The sequence below is a fragment of the Arthrobacter sp. zg-Y769 genome (genome assembly GCF_020907405.1).
Lineage (GTDB): Bacteria > Actinomycetota > Actinomycetes > Actinomycetales > Micrococcaceae > Arthrobacter_B.
Genome location: NZ_JAJJOE010000011.1, coordinates 14,949 through 31,128, shown reverse-complemented (window position 1 = coordinate 31,128; position 16,180 = coordinate 14,949). Strand labels below are relative to the sequence as shown.

The window sequence follows — 16,180 nt, the reverse complement described above, 5'->3', positions numbered from 1 at the left end:
CGCCGTCGTAATCCGGCCGCGGTACCTGATGCCGCAAGGACACTTGTGGCTAGGATGTAAGGAGCCAATGAGGGCTGAAGGCCCTGCCGCAATCGACCTTGGAGTCAGCATGCCTATTGCAACCCCGGAGATTTATGCCGAGATGATCGACCGAGCCAAGGCAGGGGGCTTCGCGTATCCGGCGGTCAACGTCACCTCCTCGCAGACCCTCAACGCTGCGCTCGCAGGTTTCGCCGAAGCAGGTTCGGACGGCATTGTGCAGGTATCCACCGGCGGCTCGGCCTACTGGTCCGGCGCCTCGGTGAAGAACATGGTCACTGGTTCGCTCGCGTTCGCTGCCTACGCCAAGGAAGTAGCCAAGAGCTACAACGTGAACATTGCGCTGCACACCGACCACTGCCCCAAGGACAAGCTGGACGACTTTGTCCTGCCGCTGCTGGCCGCCTCCGAAGCCGCCGTCAAGCGCGGCGAGGACCCGATCTTCAACTCGCACATGTGGGACGGCTCGGCCGAAACCCTGGACGACAACCTGCGCATCGCGCAGGAACTGCTGGCGCGCACGGCGGCCGCCAAGATCATCCTCGAGGTGGAAATCGGCACCGTGGGCGGTGAAGAGGACGGCGTGGAAAACGCCATCAACGACAAGCTCTACACCACGGTCCAGGACGGCATGGCCACCATCGAAGCCCTCGGCGACGGCAGCAAGGGCCGCTACATCACGGCCCTGACCTTCGGTAACGTGCACGGCGTGTACAAGCCCGGCGGCGTGAAGCTGCGCCCGGAGATCCTCAAGGAAATCCAGGACTCCGTGGGTGAATCCATTGGCAAGGACCGTCCGTTCGACCTGGTCTTCCACGGCGGCTCGGGTTCCTCCGCCCAGGAGATCGCCGACGCCGTCTCCTACGGCGTCGTCAAGATGAACATCGATACCGACACCCAGTACGCCTACACGCGTCCGGTGGTGGACCACATGCTGCGCAACTACGACGGCGTGCTGAAGGTGGACGGCGAAGTGGGCAACAAGAAGATGTACGATCCGCGCGTCTGGGGTGCCTCCGCCGAAAAGGGCATGGCCGCCCGCGTGGTCGAAGCAGCACAGAACCTTGGATCGGCAGGTAAGGCACTCTAATGTCAGACGAATTCCGCAAGAACCTCCTCGGCCCGGACGCCACCTACCTGCCGGAGGAGACCGACGTCGTCGCCCGCCTGGAAGCAGGCGACGAGCCGGTGGACCTCGCAGCACAGTTCCCCACCTCCTCGCAGGTGTGGGCCGCGCTCGCGGACGAAGCGTTCGAGGAGGGCCAGAACGTCGAGTCCTATGCGTACGCCCGGGTGGGTTACCACCGCGGACTGGATTCCCTGCGACGTGCCGGCTGGCGCGGCATCGGCCCCATCCCGTGGTCGCACGTGCCTAACCGCGGTTTCCTGCGCTCGCTGTACGCGCTGGGCCGGGCCGCAGCCGCGATCGGCGAGACCGAGGAAGTGGACCGGATCCGCAAGTTCCTCGACGATTCCGATCCGCAGGCCAAGGCAGCCATCGAAGGCCTGTAGGCTCCTCTTCCATTACGACGACGGCGGTCCCCGGTTTCCGGGGGCCGCCGTTCTAGTGCCTGCTGGTGCTTTTGACCTGCCGGGCCGTACTCAGGGACCGGGCCTCCCCGTATCCGGGCGCGGGCGCCTACGCTGGAAAGCCGCTCGAAAGGTGGACAGCGCATGGAAAAGTTCGACCTGAAACGGTCTTATCCGGAACTGTATGCGCCCCGCGGCGGCGACTTCACACTGGTGGACGTGCCGATCATGCACTACCTCGCCGTCGACGGGCACGGCGACCCCAACACCTCGGCCGAATATACCCGGGCCCTTGAGTGCCTGTATCCGGTGGCGTATTCGCTGAAGTTCGCCTCCAAGGACGAGTTGGACGCGGACTTCACGGTCGGCCCGCTGGAAGGTTTGTGGCGGGCCGAGGACCCGGAGGCGTTTATCCGCCGGGACAAGGGCGCCTGGGACTGGACCATGCTGATTGCCCAGCCGGAGTGGATCACTACGGACATGGTGGACGCGGCCGTGGCCTCCGTGGCGGCGAAAAAGAAGCTTCCCGGCCTGGAACAGGTGCGGCTGCAGACACTCACGGAGGGTCTTGCGGCGCAGATCCTCTTCGTTGGGCCCTACGACGCGGAAGCGCCGGTCCTGGACCACCTGCACTCCACCTGGATGCCCGAGCGCCACTTGACGTTTAACGGCGACCATCACGAGGTGTACCTCAGCGATCCGCGTCGTGCGGCCCCGGAGAAGCTGCGGACGGTGCTGCGCCAGCCGGTGCGTCCTGTGACGGGCTAAGCCGGGTCCCTTGTCCGTGGCGGATGCGGCTCCGGTACCGATGCTGCAGTGAAGAGTGATTCGAACATCCCCACAACGAGGAGCAGAACAGTAACGCCAAGGGGAGTGGGTCCGTAGCGTGCCCGGAGTTTTTCCACTACTGCTTCCTCCGGGTCGGTAAACGGATCGTAGGAGACCGTGACGGTTTCCCCTGCCTTGGCCTTCGGACCCTCTTCGTATGAGCCTCGTACGCTCTGTTCAAACCGGGCGGAGGTGCCGTCCGGATGGTCGTATCTCACCCATACGGTCGTTTCATAACTGTGCTTGCCGGCATGGTGGAAGTCCGCACTTTCGACGATTCCCTCGACCCGCACACCGTGGTCAACGATGTGGCGGTCCGTCTCCACCTCGAAAACCATCATGCATCCCCCGATGATGGAGAGAAGCACACACAGTTTGGTGAACATAAGCCGGGGAGTGGGTTTGTCCCGCCACCTTTTTGGTTCCCCGGCGCCGTTGCCGCCACCGGAACCCTTTGTCGGTTTCACTCTGCATCCCCCATATCAGCGGCACGGTTCGGGCCGATCCCACGGGAAAACCCTAATGCACAGGTCGGGTCGGGTTACGGCCCGCCGTTCGGAGCCAGCTCCGCATAAACCACGTAATTGTCATCAAAGTGTCCGGTCTTCGGGTCATAGCCGTCACAGGTAATCATGCGAAGTTCCGGACCGGCGGTATTTCCGTACACCTTGGACGTGGGAAATTCGTCCTTGGGATACTGCTCGCCGCTGCGCACCGTGAAGACCGCCGTGCTGCCGTCCTCCCGGACGACCTCAATGCGGTCACCGGGGGAGAGCCGGCGGAGGCCGGCGAAAATCCCGGGACCGCCTCCCTCGGCATTCACGTGCCCCAGCAGCACGGCCGGACCCGTCTCGCCCGGTGTGGGGGAGTGCTCGTACCAGCCCGCAGGCGCACCCGGTTTGCCCGGGGGGACCTGCAGCGCGCCGTCGTCGTCCAGGCCCAGGCGGATAAGTTTCGACGTCGCCCCGATCGAGGGGATGCGCAACGTTGCCGGTGCGGATTCCGGCATTCCCGCGGGCAGGGCGTTCGATGCAGGGGGCGCTGGGGCAGGCGCTGACGGCGACGGCGACGACGGCGGCGGCGCGGGTACCGGCGGGGCTGTTGCCGTGCTGGTTGGTACGGGGATTGTTGGTGCGGAGGCAGCGGGAGCGGGAGCCGGGACTAACGCTGTTGCGGCCGGAGTGCCGCGAACGCTTGTCGGCCCGGCGCTGCTGACCCCTGCGAGGAGAAGCGCGGCCGCCACAGCCGCACCAAAGCGTCTGCGGCGGCTGCCCGGAGTGTTCCCCATGTCTATCCGCTCACCGGGTTCCGCTTATTCCTGGCCGGCGAGGCCCCGCCGGACCACGAAGGTGCCGCCTGCTGCCATCGCCAGCACCAGGCCGCCGCCAAGGGCCAGGGCTCCGGCGTTGGATTCCTCCGGCTCCTGCGTGATGCCTGTGTTGGCGCCGCCTGCGGGCACTCTGCCCACTTGGGCGGGCATCTGCTCGACGTAAGACGGAGTCCATTGGCCGTTGCTGTCGAGGTGTCCCTGCGGCTGGGGCATGGGCCGGGAGGAATCCTCACATCCGATGCCGTCCATGTCGTTGTCCAGATGGGCGCCGTAGCGGGGATGGGTAGAGGGAATGTTGTAGACGTTTTCCGAGGCTGCCTCGGTGCAGTTCGCGTAGGGGGGAAGTGGGGGACCTGGAGGCACTGGCGGCTGCGCGGCCAGCGCCGGTGTTGCCGAAAGGAGTCCGAATCCGGTGAGGGCCGTGAGTGCGAGGCCTGCTGCCGTCTTTTTCATGTGATTCCCTGCTTTCTGAGTAAAGAAGGGCATCCAGGTGTTGGATGACTCTGAAAGCGTAGGGATCCGGGTAATCGGCGCGCTTCCCCTGAGTCCGAAATTGGGTCCGGCGAACTCGAAATAGTTCGCAGGGGCAAAGGTTGCCTCATACAACAGCTTCGGAAGGAGAGCCCCTACCGGCCCGCGCGCGGGCGCCGATGGATTGGGAAAACCCTCCGGTTTGTCACAATCCCTGCAGTTTGTGGCATTCCCTGCGCTGCGCGGCGCAGGGATCCGGACAAACCGCAGGGATCCGGACAAACGGGAGGGATCGGGCAGGAGGAGACCAGGCAAGCCCGCTCAGGGCAGGATCGTGGTGGTGACAGCGACAATCCGCGGGGCACCCGGAACGGAACTGAAGCCGAAGTTCACGGGCGGTTCGACCGGGGTCAGCGGTCCCAAGTCAGCGCCGTCCCATGTGGCCGTTGCACTTGTCAGCGTACGGATGGACCGGACGCCGTAGAACTCCCGCCGCCCGCCGCCCGCCGATCCGGCGGTCACTACGCCCGGAGCCAGCATCCCGGCCACGGGATTGATCAGCCGCAGCCACCACGGGGCCACGGCCAGCGGCGCCGGCACGTGTTCCAGGACCCGGCCCAGGAAGGTGACCGGCCCCAGCATGGCCTCCAGGCGCAGCGGCCCTGCGGCCACCCGGAGTGCCTCACGGGAAAGGACCGCGTCCACCGGAGACACCACTGTCCGGTCGAACCTGTAGATTTCCCCGATGTACCGGGCCGCCGCGTCGGACGGGGCCAGCAGTGTCCGCACGCCGGCGTCGTCCTCCGCCATCACATCGGTGAAGGCACCCAGCGGGGAATCGAGCCAGTGCCCAATCACCAGCCTCGTCCCGGAGCCCGTACCAAGCCCGGCAATATAGCCGCGTAATCGGTCCATGCGCCCACGCTACCCGCGAAGCACCGCAGATAGATGCCCCTGCAGCGCATTCTTGAGTGAGCAACAGCATGATCGGCTAAACTTGGCAGGTAAGAGCCCCGCAACTTGCGCCAAGGTACGCCGTAACGGCAGGACCTGCGAGTTCAGGGGCGTTCTCATGCACGGTAGCGGATCTGCAACCAAGCAGCTCCGTCCCGTATCTAATGGGGGAGGATCCCATGCCCGCTATTGTCATCGTCGGCGCCCAGTGGGGCGACGAAGGTAAAGGTAAGGCCACCGACCTGCTCGGCGGCCGCGTCGATTACGTCGTCAAACCAAACGGCGGAAACAATGCCGGCCACACCGTCGTCGTCGGCGGTGAAAAATACGAACTCAAGCTGCTGCCCGCCGGCATCCTCAGCCCCAACGCGATTCCGGTGATCGGCAACGGCTGCGTGGTGAACCTGGAGGCGCTCTTCACCGAGATTGACGGGCTCGAATCCCGCGGCGCAGACACCTCCAAGCTCCGGATTTCCGCCAACGCGCATCTGGTGGCACCGTTCCACCAGGTGATGGACAAGGTCACCGAACGCTTCCTGGGCAAGCGTGCCATCGGCACCACCGGACGCGGCATCGGCCCGGCGTACATGGACAAGGTCGCCCGGCTGGGCATCCGCGTGCAGGACATCTTCGATGAGTCGATCCTGCGCCAGAAGGTCGAAGGCTCCCTGAAGCAGAAGAACCAGCTGCTGCTGAAGGTCTACAACCGCCGCGACATCGACGCCGAAGAGGTAGTCCAGTACTTCCTCTCCTACGCGGACCGGCTGCGACCCATGGTCATCGACTCCACCTACGAGCTGAACTCCGCGCTGGACGAGGGCAAGGTCATTCTCATGGAGGGCGGCCAGGCCACGTTCCTGGACGTGGACCACGGCACCTACCCGTTTGTCACCTCCTCCAACCCGACCGCCGGCGGCGCGTCCGTCGGTTCGGGCATCGGCCCCACGCGGATTACCCGTTCCGTGGGCATCATCAAGGCCTACACCACCCGCGTCGGTGCCGGCCCGTTCCCTACCGAGCTCTTCGATGACATGGGCCTGTACCTGCAGAAGACCGGCGGCGAGTTCGGTGTGAACACCGGCCGTCCGCGTCGCTGCGGCTGGTACGACGCCGTCCTGGCCCGCCACGCTTCCCGCGTCAACGGCTTCACCGACTACTTCGTGACGAAGCTGGACGTGCTCACCGGCATCGAGAAGATCCCGGTCTGCGTCGCCTACGACGTCGACGGCGTGCGGTTCGACGAGATGCCGATGACGCAGACCGATTTCCACCACGCCAAGCCGATTTTCGAGTACTTCGACGGCTGGACCGAGGACATCACCGGGGCCAAGACCCTCGAGGACCTGCCCGAAAACGCCCGGAACTACGTGCTGGCACTGGAAAAGATGTCCGGTACGCGCTTCTCGGCCATCGGCGTCGGCCCGGACCGCGACCAGACCATCGTGGTGCGGGACCTCATCAACGAGTAAAGCCACCACGCACGGAAGGCCCCGCAGCCCTTGAGGCTGGGGGCCTTCCTTGCGTCTACCGGGCTACCAGCGGTTGCGGGCCTCCTCGATCCAGCCGCCCAGCCCGTCCAGGGAATACTCGGTGCCGTCCGGGGTCCGGGCCGTTCCGGCCCAGGTGCCGAAGGCCTGCCAGGTCCGGGCACTGATCACGACGGCGTTCGTTGCCGCGGTGCGGCGGTGGAACGGGGTGAGCACGGCATCGATCCAGGGCCCGCGCACCCGCCAGGCCGACGCCGGATCGGCGAGATCGTACGCAAACTCCAGTTCGCCGTCGTAATGGTGCAGCCGCCCGTCCACAATCAGGGCGTTTTCCGTGGCCGGGGTGCCGGCGGTCCACTTGCCGCCGATCTGCAGCCCCAGCCGGGTGCCGTCCACCGTGCCGGAGCCGACGCCCCAGTTCCAGCGCTGCGAGTACGGCCACCGTCCGCGGCCGCGGTCCAGCACGGCAAACGAATCCGCTCCGCCGACCGAATACTTCCGGCCGTCCACCGTGACGGTGCCGGAGACCCGGCGGGCCACGTCCTTCAGGGTGTACTGGTACCGGTTCGCTGACCACGGCACCACCACCCCGAGGACATCTCCGTCCGCTTCCGCGAACAGGTCCGCCGAGATCCGGGAAGACGAGGCCTGCAGGCGGGTGCCGCCGTCGGCGTCGTGAAAGCGCAGGCCGGCACCGCCGAAGGCACCGAAGGCGGTAAGCGGCGGCAGCGAATCCGGCAGGGAAACATCTGCATACGAGGGCAGGATCTTCAGCGGCTCCAGGCTCGTCTCCTTGCCCGTGCTGCGCTCGAACACGTACAGCTGCAGGGTGGAGGCGTAATCCAGGTGGGCAATGGTCAGGCCGACGGCAAGTTCGGGCGTGAGGATGCCCCAGTACTCCCAGCGCTTGGTCCGCCAGCCGCCTTTGGCGCCGGAGGGAACGACGGGACGGTGCAGGGCGCTGCGGGCAAAGCCCACGGCTGCCGGATTCAGCACCCCGGCAGCCGAGCCGAGGTCAACGGGGGCAGTGATTTCATCCATGCGGCCCAAGTCTAGGGGAGCGGAGGGATAAGCCTTGACGCCGCAGCCGCACGGTCTATCCGTTGCCGGCCGGCCGTCGAGTTGCGTCCAGAATGTCCTGGAGAGTCCACATTGCTGCTTCGAAGTGCTGCTCTCCCGCGTATGTTCCCCACAGCTGTTCCAGTTCACGAACCTTGTCCGAGGCATCGCTGAGCAGCTGCAGCCCGCGCGGAGTTGGCAGGATCAGTTTTGCCCGTGCGTCAGCGGGGTCGGGCTTGCGCATCAGGTATCCCAGGCTCTGCAGCTCATTCACCAGTTCCGATGTGGCGGCGAGGCTGAGCTGCGCCCTTGCGGCGAGCGCCGTCAGACGGATTCCCTTCGTGCCGATATTGCCGGTGATCTGCAGGTGGGCGGGGCGGAGATCCCCGTATCCGTGCCGGTCTGCCTCTTCGAGCAGGACACGTCTGAATTCGGCCAGGAGGCGGACCAGAAGCTGGCCGACCGGGAGCCGCCTCCGGTCAGGATTTTCGGTAGCGGAACCTCTTGACGGCGGCAGTGACATGGTGGAAAGTCTAGGGCACAAGCTTCGGAATCCGAAGCATTCCAAGGATCCGTTCTTAGGAGGCGGGCATGGATACGAAAACAACGTCGACCGTGGTCCCTACGGCCGTTGGCCCCATCAAAATCCGCCGGATCGGCGAGGGCCCACCGGTGTTCCTGTGGCACAGCATGTTCGTTGATTCGGAGACTTTTGACCTCGTCACCCAAGAACTGGGGGACGGGCGCGAACTCTTCCTGGTGGACGGTCCCGGGCATGGAGACAGTCCCGGTCCCCGAAGGCTCTACTCCCTGCAGGATTGCGCCACAGCGGCGGCGCAGGTCATGGACGCCCTACAGGTTGCTGCCCCGGTTGACTGGGTCGGTAATGCCTGGGGAGGGCATGTGGGCCTACTCCTGGCGGATAGCTTTCCGGCCCGCATCAGGACTCTGGTGGCCATCGGCACCCCGGCCTATCCGCTGCAGGGGGCGGATCGCCGGAAGACCGCACTCCTGGTCCCGCTGTACCGGATTCTGGGCCCGCGGCCACTCAGCAAAGTCGTGGTGGACGCGCTGGTTGGGCAGGGATCCGCCGGGAACGCGCCTTCAGCTGCCTCAGTTGTTGCCGCCGCCTTTCAACGCGGCGACAGGCGGGGAAAATACTGGGCCATGCGCTCCCTGATGCTCCGCCGTCCGGATCTTCGTCCCCTCCTGCCGCGGCTGCAGGTGCCGACCCTGTTAATGGCCGGCCGGGACGATGCCATGAACGATGCCGGTGAGGCGGAACGGGCGGCCCGTTCGTTGCCTGACGGACGGTTCGTTCCGGTGACCGGCGGTGGGCATGTCGCGCCGCTGCTCGTGGCTCCCGCTGAAGTTACCCGGAACATTCTGGACTTCTGGGCCGCTCAGGGCGACAGATAGCCGCCGGGGTTGGTGCGGCTGCGGCACTGGTCCGGTCACCGATCTGCCGCTTCGCGGAGGATCCTGCAGAACTACGCTCACCTGCTCTAGGCTGGGAGCAACCAAGCCCGAAGCGAAGGTGGTTTCCCGTGAAAGTCAGCGTCGGTCAGTTCAGCCCCGCCGGTGAGGTCCGGGAGAACCTGGACACCATGCGCTCCCTGGCCGGCAAGGCCCGCGCCGAGGGTTCCGAACTGATCATTTTCCCCGAGGAATCCATGTTCAGCATCGGGAAGGTGGAGGGACCGCTCGCCGTCGCCGTCGATGCCTCCTGGACCACCTTCGTCTCCCATCTGTCCCTACTCGCCGCCGAGCTGGAAATCGCGGTGATCGCCGGCGGGTACGAATCCAGCGGTGAGGAACGCCCCTTCAACACCCTGGTCCTCATCGATGCGACCGGACGCATAGTGGACACCTACCGCAAGCTGCACCTGTACGACGCGTTCAGCTACGCGGAATCCACCCGGATCAAACCGGGCGACGGCGGCGTCAAGGTGATGCAGGTAGGGGACCTCCGGGTGGGGGTTATGACCTGCTACGACCTGCGCTTCCCGGAACTGGCCCGGGCGCTCGCCGATCTCGACGCGGACCTGCTGGCTGTGCCGGCGGCCTGGTTCAAGGGTGAACACAAGATCGATCATTGGGAAACACTGCTCAAGGCCCGCGCCATCGAGAACACCCTGTGGGTTGCGGCGGCCGGTACCTCCAGCCGGCATACCGTGGGCCACTCCGCCATCCTGGACCCCATGGGAGTGCCGCAGGCGGCATTGGAGGACGAGCGTGAAGCGGTGGTGACGGCGGATGTCACGCGCCAGCGGATCGACGATGTGCGGGAGTTCCTGCCGGTGTTAAGGAACCGACGTTTCGCCGAAAACACGCAGATTGTGGAGGCCCACTAGGGGTCGGAAAAACCCCGGGAAAAGAATTCCGCCCGCCTGCGTAACTTTTTCGTACCTAGGGGCGATTACCTGTTTGTAACGGCCGCGCCGAGGCTTATCCCCCCAACAAGCATCGGTGCGGCCGTTGCGCACGCGTCTACGGCGGCGGGCACGGTAGCATTTGGACCACTCCGCATCCCAGGAAAGTGATTCCGCCGTGCCAACACCGCTTACTGAGCAAACGCTCCGTGATGCGTGTGCCCGGAAACCGGAGGCCTTGCGGAAGATTTACGACGACTTCGCGCCGGGCGTGCTCGGTTACCTCCGCTCCAAGGGGTGCGAAGACCCCGAAGCACTCACGCAGGAAGTTTTCCTGACGCTGTTCGCCAAACTGGAGACGGTCAAGGGCGGGCTGCACGGTGCCCGCACCTTCGCATTCTCCGTTGCCCACGCCCGTATGGTCGACGACGTCCGACGGCGCGAACGCGAGCCGGTAACGGCCGTGTTCGATCCGGAGCTGGACCGCCGTGCAACGGAATCCGCCGAGGAAACCGTCCTCGGCGCCGGTGCCGGAGCCGCCGCCCTCCTGGAAGGGCTAACGCCCCAGCAGAAGGAAGTCCTGCTCCTGCGCGTGGTGGCTGATCTTTCCATTGAAGAATCGGCAAAGATCATGGGACGCAGTGCCGGAGCGGTCAAGCAGCTCCAGCGCCGCGCCCTTGAAGTACTCAAAAACCAATTGGAACGGAAGGAGGCACCGAACAATGAGCGAGCATCTTGATGAACAGGACAGACTCTACGTCCGCGGCCTCCTGGCCGAATCCGGAGTAGAGGAAACCCCCGAGCTGGTGGAGGAGTTGCTGGCCCTGCGCAGCGAATCCCGTGCACCCGCGCCGGAGCCGGTCGGAGAACTCGCCGCCCTTCTTGCGGGGACCCCCGTGCCGCTTCGCCCCCGCGCCCGGGGCGGACGAGGCATTATTCTCGGCGCAGCCCTGATCGGGGCAATGGCCGTCGGTGCAGGCGGGGTGGCGGCCTACCCTGACTTCCTGGTCCGGGCGGATCCGGCTCCCGAAGTCACCTTCACGCCGGAGGCACCCACCCTGGATCGGGCCGAACCGGCTGGCCCTAAGGAAACCGCGGAGCCGGTGCTTCCCGCCGCAGTTACGGCACCGGAGCCCGCACCGGTTGTGGAAGCCGTCCCGGTTCCCGCTCCCGCCCCCGAGCCTGCTCCCGCTCCGACGCCTGCCCCGGCGGTAGTTCCCGCTCCACCGGCGGTCCCGGACAATCAGCACGAGGCGCGTCCGGGTCCCGGTGACGACGGTACCCGCAGGGACCATGCCGGTCCCGGCGGGCAAACTGGCTTCGGCCCGCATACCGGCTACGTCCCCAACGAGAACCGGCGGTCCGACGGCCTGGTCCGCGACACGATGGGACCGGGAGCCGGCGCTGCAGCATACGGTGGACAGGTTTCCTCGCGGGATAGCAACGGCCGGGGCACTGGCTGGGGCACTGGCGGCGGAAACTCCCTGGGCCGTGACCCGTCCGGCCGGGACCGGTAGGACGGCGCTCCTTTCCGCGAACGGGCGGATTGGGTCCGTTCCCGTTGCGTTTTGGGCCGCCCATGGGCTTAGGTTGCGGATAGGACGCGTACGCCGCAGGCACCCAGGAGGCCGGAGTGGACGAATACGTGATTGTGGTCGAGACGGGCTACAAGATGGCCTCGGCCGCCCACCGGGTGACCTTCACCGAGGCAATGTCCCGGAGAGAGGCCACCCGGCTGTTCCTCGATCTGATAGAGGGCCTGCGCGAGGACCTGCTGCCTGCTCGGGCGGACAGCTCCATTCTGGAGGTCTCGCCCACCGAATTCCTGCAGGTCCATCAGGCCATGGGCGGCTCCGTAGTGCTGGACCGGGTTACGCTCACTCGCCGCCTGCACTGAGCCGCCGACCCGCAGGGGGCGCGGTCCCGCGGGTCCGCCGGTCAGCCCTGGAACTGCCGTCTGCAGTACTTCGGTGCACCTGCCGGCAGAGGGCATTGACCTCCCGCGCCGTCGACTCCTAATTTTGAAGCAGGGTGCGGCGAGTGCTGTCAGGTCCCCGCATCCTCCTACCCCCCCCAACAAGCAGGAGCCGGCCATGGAATCAGCTTCGGGTGCCTCCGGAATCGCGATGTCCGCAGATGGAACGCCAATTGCGTGGTCCCGCCAGGGCAGCGGCCCGCCGCTGGCGATCGTAGGGCCCCTGCTGGCGCACCGCAGCAGTCCCGCAACGGTGGTCCTGGCGGACGCCCTGAAGCAGAACCACACCGTCTACACCTATGACCGCCGGGGCATCGGTGAAAGCGGCATGGGTGAGGAATACACCGCGGAGTCGGACGTTGATGATCTGCTGGCAGTCCTCCAGGTCGCCGGGGAATCCACGGACCTTTACGGCTTTGACGAAGGGGCCTTCCTGGCCCTCCGGGCGGCCGAGGAATCCACGGTGGTCAGCCGGGTCGTCGCATTGGAGCCAACCCTCTCCCTCGCGGACGGCGAGGACGAGTTGCTCGTCCTGCAGACCGAAATCGAGGGGCTCAGCGGTATCCGCATCCCCGTCCTCGTTATGGCCGGCAGCAGCAGCGGCGAAGACACCCAGGACCTGGCGCGGCAGACCGCCGATGCCCTGGAATCGGGCGAGTTCCTGCTGCTCGAATCCGACACCCGTGGCATTCCGGATGCCGCCCTGACCGATGCCATTGAATCTTTCCTGAGCTGAGTGCTTCCGGCGTAAGCTGGAGCCCAATCTTCGAGCTCTCAGCAAAGGACGGCAGATGTCCCAGTTCAACGGTGCCGGCACCGCACGCGTCAACGACCCTGAGGTTATCGAGCGGTTGCTTCGGAACAAAACCGCCAGGTGGGCGATCGTGGGCCTGTCCAACAACCCGCTCCGCCCCGCCGTCGGCGTCTCACGCTTCATCCAGGATCACCTGGGCATGGAGATCATCCCGGTGAGCCTGAAGGGCGACGACGTACACGGCAACAAGGGTTACCGCCGGCTCAGCGAGATCCCGGGGAGCATCGACGTGGTGGACTGCTTCGTGAACTCGGACCGGGTGGGCGACATCGTGGACCAGGCCATTGAAGCGGGTGCAAAGGCCGTGTGGATGCAGCTCGGCGTGGTGGACGAAGCCGCCGCAGCGCGCGCGGCAGCGGCAGGGCTCGACGTCGTGATGGACGCCTGCCCGGTGATCGAAGCGCCAAGCTACGGGCTCTAGAGCTTGGCGAACCGGGCGCGGATAATTCCGATGTACAGCCCGTAGAGCATCAGCCCTATTCCCACCGCTGCCAGCAACACCATGCCGAAGGGCTGGCCGCGCAGCGTATGCAGGGCGCCGTCGAGCCCGGTGGACTGCTCCGGATTCGCATTCACGGCAGCCACGGTGAGCAGCACGCCCAGGATGCCGAGCGACACTCCCTTGGCAATGAAGCCCGCCACACCGGTGATGTCCACGGCCTTCGGCCAGAGCGTTCCGGGAATGCCGGTCAGGTCCCGACGGAAGCGGCGGGTGGCTCCCTTGAAGATGAAGTAGCCGCCGATGCCCACCACCACCAGCCCGGCCAGTCCCAGAATCCATTGGCCGGCGGGAACTGCCAGCAGGCGGGCGGTCCAGCCGACCGAGGAAGAACTGCCGTCATTGCTGCCGCGACCCAAGGCAAAGGAGGCGAAGGACGTGCCGATGGCCGCGTAGACAACCACCTGACCGGCGTTCCTGGCCCGGTCCTTCCACAGCTCCTTGTCCTTGAGCTGCCTGCCCGGGAGGAAGATCCGGGTGAGCTGGAACAGCGCCAGCGCGTAGCAGCCGAGGAAACAGAACCAGACCAGCACATACCCGGCGGGCTGTTCAGCCACGGCGGCCACGGCGCCGCTGGTGTCCGCGTTGCCGGAGCCGCCCGCGTTGATTTGCAGGGCAATGGCGCCGATGACAATGTGCACGATCCCGCTGGCCACATAACCAACGCGCGCGAACCGCTCGAAGGCCTTGGAATCGGCGGCGCGCTCCGCCGCCTCGCTGACGGGCCGGGCACCGTGGTTATTCTGCTTCACAACCGTAAGTCCTTCGCTCCGCTGCCGGCACGCCCGCAGCAATTTACCTGTTCCTTCCTATCCTTGCACCCATAGGCTGCGGCAGTGCCACGGCAGGGGAGGCGGGGATAGGCTTTGGAGCATGGATGCGGGTGAACTTCGGCGGTTGTGCCTTGCCCTGCCCGGCGCGTTTGAAGACTTCCCCTTCGGCCCGGAGTCTTCGGTCTTCAAGGTGCGGGCCGCCGACGGCAAGGCGAAAATGTTTGCCCTGGCGGCGCTTGCGGATGAGCCCCTGATGATCAGCCTGAAGTGCGAGCCGGAACTGGCACTGCAGCTTCGGGCCGCGCATCCGCAGATCTCCGGGGCATGGCACATGAACAAGACGCACTGGAACCAGGTGGAGGTGGCCACGGGCCTGCCCCGGGAAATGATCCGGGACCTGGTGGAGGACTCCTATGACCTGGTGGTGGCCTCGCTGCCGCGCAAGGACCGGGAATCACTGTCCTGGAAGGGCCTGGCCGGCGGGTGAGGGGCTCGGCAGGCTTCACCTACGCGGAGCAGGGGAGGACCGAGCGGCCCTATCCGGCACCGATGACAGACCGTTGGCCGGCGGGTTACCGGCTGGTGCTGCGCAAGGAAGAACTGACCGTCACCGATCCGCAGGCCGCGTTCCTCCGTCTGACCACCGGGCTGCTGGACTGGGACCTGCACCGCCGGGCGGGGCTGTACGTGGCGCCCGGGACGCCGCGGGCCGCCCCCGGTGTGGATATGGCCTCGGGCGTGGGGTTCGGGCGGGTGCGCTACTACGCGCCGTGCCGGGTGATCTGGTCAACGCAGGCAGTGCTGGACGACGACGGCGTCCCGGTCCGCGGGCAGCGCAGCGGTTTTGGGTATGGAACCTTGCCGGGACACCCGGAGAGGGGTGAAGAGGGCTTTTATGCCGAACTCGGCGAGGACGGCCGACTGTATTTCCGGATCGCGGCGTACAGCCGCCCGGGCAATCGGGTGGTCGGTGCCGTGAACCTGGTCAACGTGCGGATCCAGCAGTTCTACACCAACCGGTATTTCAGGGCAGCCTATCAACTGGCTTCCGGAAGCTGATCCCGCCTAAGGCTGAACCGCAGCACCATCGTACTTTCCTCCTCCGGAAGGAATCCGGCAGTGAGCAGCACGGACTGAGACGCCTCGTTGGCGGGTTCGGTGTACGCGGTGACCTCCTCCACTCCTGGCTGGTCCAGGATGAAGCGTGTCAGGGCAATAAGCGCCTCGGCCGCGTATCCCTGCCCCCGGCGGGACGGCACGACGTTATAGGTGACCTCCACGGCGTTCTCCAGCGGGACCCCTTCAAAACCAATGGTGCCCACCACCAGGGATGTGGAGCACTCACGGATCAGCCGCATCCCGAAGGATGCCGCCGCCGGCGTCAGGAGGCCCGCCTCAAAAGCCCGGCGGGCGGCGTCGTAATCGGTGGGCTGGGGGAAGTCCTCGGCCCAGTCCGGCCGGCGCGTCTGGATAATGAGGGCGTCCACTTCGGCCGCGGTCATCACGTCAAGCGACAGGCGCTGGGTGGGGATGCCTGCGTTTGCTGCGAGGCTCTCGGGGGTTATGCTCACGAGCCAATTTTGCACGTACTTTCGGGTTTTGCATCATTCAACGCACCCGGACCCGGAGGGCGCTACCTGGTTTGGTGCCCAACAGGTACGAAGAGCATCCGAAACGAGTTCGCCAGGAGGAATCCGAATAGCCCCGTGGACGTCGTGGGCTGTTGGAGCAGCAGCAGCGAAGTAATGAGCATTACCGCGCACAATACCGCGATCGCCGCCATGAATTTTACCCGTCCCCGATCCGCAGTCAGCACCTGTTCCCGGCCCCGGCTGCGGGCCCCCGCCAGCAGCCACACCCCGGTGCCTGCTGCCAGCAGCCCGGCCGCAACGGTGAGACCGGCCGTCAGCCGGTCATCCCCGCTGAATAGATACGGCAGGCTCATGATTAGTGGGACGGCGCCCGCCGCCAGGCTTAGTACTCCGCCAATCTGGCGGACCTGCTGCGTTCGGTTAGGCTTCTCCATGCCTGAGGAGCCTACACGGACCC

General features: G+C 65.9%; 22 protein-coding genes. 13 read left to right on the top strand and 9 right to left on the bottom strand.

Going from position 1 to position 16,180, the window contains the following annotated elements:
• Positions 1-109: 109 nt before the first annotated feature.
• The 3 genes from fbaA to LOC60_RS10835 all read left to right on the top strand — a co-directional run bounded on the left by fbaA (position 110) and on the right by LOC60_RS10835 (position 2,337).
• Positions 110-1,129 carry a class II fructose-bisphosphate aldolase gene (gene fbaA / locus LOC60_RS10845; RefSeq protein ID WP_230025084.1) on the top strand — a complete coding sequence of 340 codons (1,020 nt, stop codon included), beginning with the start codon at positions 110-112 and terminating at the stop codon, positions 1,127-1,129.
• A complete protein-coding gene (locus tag LOC60_RS10840) occupies positions 1,129-1,551 on the top strand; it encodes a DUF3151 domain-containing protein (RefSeq protein ID WP_230025082.1) in 423 nt (140 codons plus the stop codon). Before fbaA ends, LOC60_RS10840 begins: the two co-directional genes overlap by 1 nt.
• A 162-nt stretch (positions 1,552-1,713) precedes the next feature.
• On the top strand, positions 1,714-2,337 hold the full coding sequence (locus tag LOC60_RS10835; protein WP_230025080.1) for a GyrI-like domain-containing protein: 624 nt from the start codon (positions 1,714-1,716) through the stop codon (positions 2,335-2,337).
• Here the strand turns inward: LOC60_RS10835 and LOC60_RS10830 are convergent.
• The 4 genes from LOC60_RS10830 to LOC60_RS10815 all read right to left on the bottom strand — a co-directional run bounded on the left by LOC60_RS10830 (position 2,334) and on the right by LOC60_RS10815 (position 5,113).
• Positions 2,334-2,783, bottom strand: a complete 450-nt coding sequence (locus LOC60_RS10830; protein ID WP_230025078.1) for a DUF3592 domain-containing protein — start codon at positions 2,781-2,783, stop codon at positions 2,334-2,336. The two genes, LOC60_RS10835 and LOC60_RS10830, sit on opposite strands and share 4 nt — an antisense overlap.
• A 155-nt stretch (positions 2,784-2,938) precedes the next feature.
• Entirely contained in the window at positions 2,939-3,406 is a 468-nt protein-coding gene (locus LOC60_RS10825; protein ID WP_230025076.1) for a class F sortase, read from the bottom strand.
• 303 nt (positions 3,407-3,709) lie between these two features.
• Positions 3,710-4,180 (bottom strand): excalibur calcium-binding domain-containing protein, encoded by a 471-nt coding sequence (locus LOC60_RS10820; protein WP_230025074.1) that lies wholly within the window; start codon positions 4,178-4,180, stop codon positions 3,710-3,712.
• A gap of 339 nt (positions 4,181-4,519) precedes the next feature.
• Positions 4,520-5,113, bottom strand: coding sequence for a hypothetical protein (locus LOC60_RS10815; protein WP_230025072.1), 594 nt, complete (start codon positions 5,111-5,113; stop codon positions 4,520-4,522).
• Positions 5,114-5,331: 218 nt separating this feature from the next.
• Between LOC60_RS10815 and LOC60_RS10810 the strand changes: the two genes are divergently transcribed.
• Positions 5,332-6,621: an adenylosuccinate synthase gene (locus LOC60_RS10810; RefSeq protein ID WP_230025070.1), complete on the top strand. Its 1,290-nt coding sequence runs from the start codon at positions 5,332-5,334 to the stop codon at positions 6,619-6,621.
• 63 nt (positions 6,622-6,684) lie between these two features.
• Here LOC60_RS10810 and LOC60_RS10805 read toward each other — a convergent pair whose 3' ends face one another.
• Positions 6,685-7,680, bottom strand: a complete 996-nt coding sequence (locus tag LOC60_RS10805) for a DUF2804 domain-containing protein (RefSeq protein WP_230025068.1) — start codon at positions 7,678-7,680, stop codon at positions 6,685-6,687.
• 55 nt (positions 7,681-7,735) lie between these two features.
• Positions 7,736-8,221 (bottom strand): MarR family winged helix-turn-helix transcriptional regulator, encoded by a 486-nt coding sequence (locus LOC60_RS10800; protein WP_230025066.1) that lies wholly within the window; start codon positions 8,219-8,221, stop codon positions 7,736-7,738.
• A gap of 68 nt (positions 8,222-8,289) precedes the next feature.
• Between LOC60_RS10800 and LOC60_RS10795 the strand changes: the two genes are divergently transcribed.
• From LOC60_RS10795 to LOC60_RS10765, 7 genes are all read left to right on the top strand, one after another.
• On the top strand, positions 8,290-9,117 hold the full coding sequence (locus tag LOC60_RS10795; protein WP_230025064.1) for an alpha/beta fold hydrolase: 828 nt from the start codon (positions 8,290-8,292) through the stop codon (positions 9,115-9,117).
• 128 nt (positions 9,118-9,245) lie between these two features.
• A complete protein-coding gene (locus tag LOC60_RS10790) occupies positions 9,246-10,052 on the top strand; it encodes a carbon-nitrogen hydrolase family protein (RefSeq protein WP_230025062.1) in 807 nt (268 codons plus the stop codon).
• A 256-nt stretch (positions 10,053-10,308) separates the two neighbouring features.
• The gene (locus LOC60_RS10785; RefSeq protein ID WP_230025060.1) at positions 10,309-10,809 is read left to right on the top strand and encodes an RNA polymerase sigma factor; all 501 of its coding nucleotides are present in this window, start codon (positions 10,309-10,311) and stop codon (positions 10,807-10,809) included.
• Positions 10,793-11,587: a hypothetical protein gene (locus LOC60_RS10780; RefSeq protein WP_230025058.1), complete on the top strand. Its 795-nt coding sequence runs from the start codon at positions 10,793-10,795 to the stop codon at positions 11,585-11,587. The genes LOC60_RS10785 and LOC60_RS10780 overlap by 17 nt, the downstream gene beginning before the upstream one ends.
• Before the next feature lie 116 nt (positions 11,588-11,703).
• Positions 11,704-11,967, top strand: a complete 264-nt coding sequence (locus LOC60_RS10775) for a hypothetical protein (protein WP_230025056.1) — start codon at positions 11,704-11,706, stop codon at positions 11,965-11,967.
• A gap of 196 nt (positions 11,968-12,163) precedes the next feature.
• Positions 12,164-12,781, top strand: a complete 618-nt coding sequence (locus LOC60_RS10770) for an alpha/beta fold hydrolase (protein WP_230025054.1) — start codon at positions 12,164-12,166, stop codon at positions 12,779-12,781.
• 55 nt (positions 12,782-12,836) lie between these two features.
• The gene (locus LOC60_RS10765) at positions 12,837-13,280 is read left to right on the top strand and encodes a CoA-binding protein (RefSeq protein ID WP_230025052.1); all 444 of its coding nucleotides are present in this window, start codon (positions 12,837-12,839) and stop codon (positions 13,278-13,280) included.
• On the opposite strand, the gene LOC60_RS10760 is transcribed toward LOC60_RS10765, so the two are convergent.
• Positions 13,277-14,110, bottom strand: a complete 834-nt coding sequence (locus tag LOC60_RS10760) for a DUF1206 domain-containing protein (protein WP_230025050.1) — start codon at positions 14,108-14,110, stop codon at positions 13,277-13,279. The genes LOC60_RS10765 and LOC60_RS10760 overlap by 4 nt on opposite strands.
• 121 nt (positions 14,111-14,231) lie before the next feature.
• Between LOC60_RS10760 and LOC60_RS10755 the strand changes: the two genes are divergently transcribed.
• Together LOC60_RS10755 and LOC60_RS10750 are read left to right on the top strand one after the other, a co-directional pair.
• Positions 14,232-14,618 carry an MmcQ/YjbR family DNA-binding protein gene (locus LOC60_RS10755; protein ID WP_230025048.1) on the top strand — a complete coding sequence of 129 codons (387 nt, stop codon included), beginning with the start codon at positions 14,232-14,234 and terminating at the stop codon, positions 14,616-14,618.
• Positions 14,615-15,190, top strand: a complete 576-nt coding sequence (locus tag LOC60_RS10750) for a DUF1990 family protein (RefSeq protein ID WP_331460807.1) — start codon at positions 14,615-14,617, stop codon at positions 15,188-15,190. Before LOC60_RS10755 ends, LOC60_RS10750 begins: the two co-directional genes overlap by 4 nt.
• Here the strand turns inward: LOC60_RS10750 and LOC60_RS10745 are convergent.
• Together LOC60_RS10745 and LOC60_RS10740 are read right to left on the bottom strand one after the other, a co-directional pair.
• Positions 15,169-15,702, bottom strand: a complete 534-nt coding sequence (locus tag LOC60_RS10745; RefSeq protein ID WP_230025044.1) for a GNAT family N-acetyltransferase — start codon at positions 15,700-15,702, stop codon at positions 15,169-15,171. The two genes, LOC60_RS10750 and LOC60_RS10745, sit on opposite strands and share 22 nt — an antisense overlap.
• 62 nt (positions 15,703-15,764) lie before the next feature.
• Positions 15,765-16,157, bottom strand: coding sequence for a hypothetical protein (locus tag LOC60_RS10740; protein ID WP_230025042.1), 393 nt, complete (start codon positions 16,155-16,157; stop codon positions 15,765-15,767).
• Positions 16,158-16,180 lie beyond the last annotated feature (23 nt).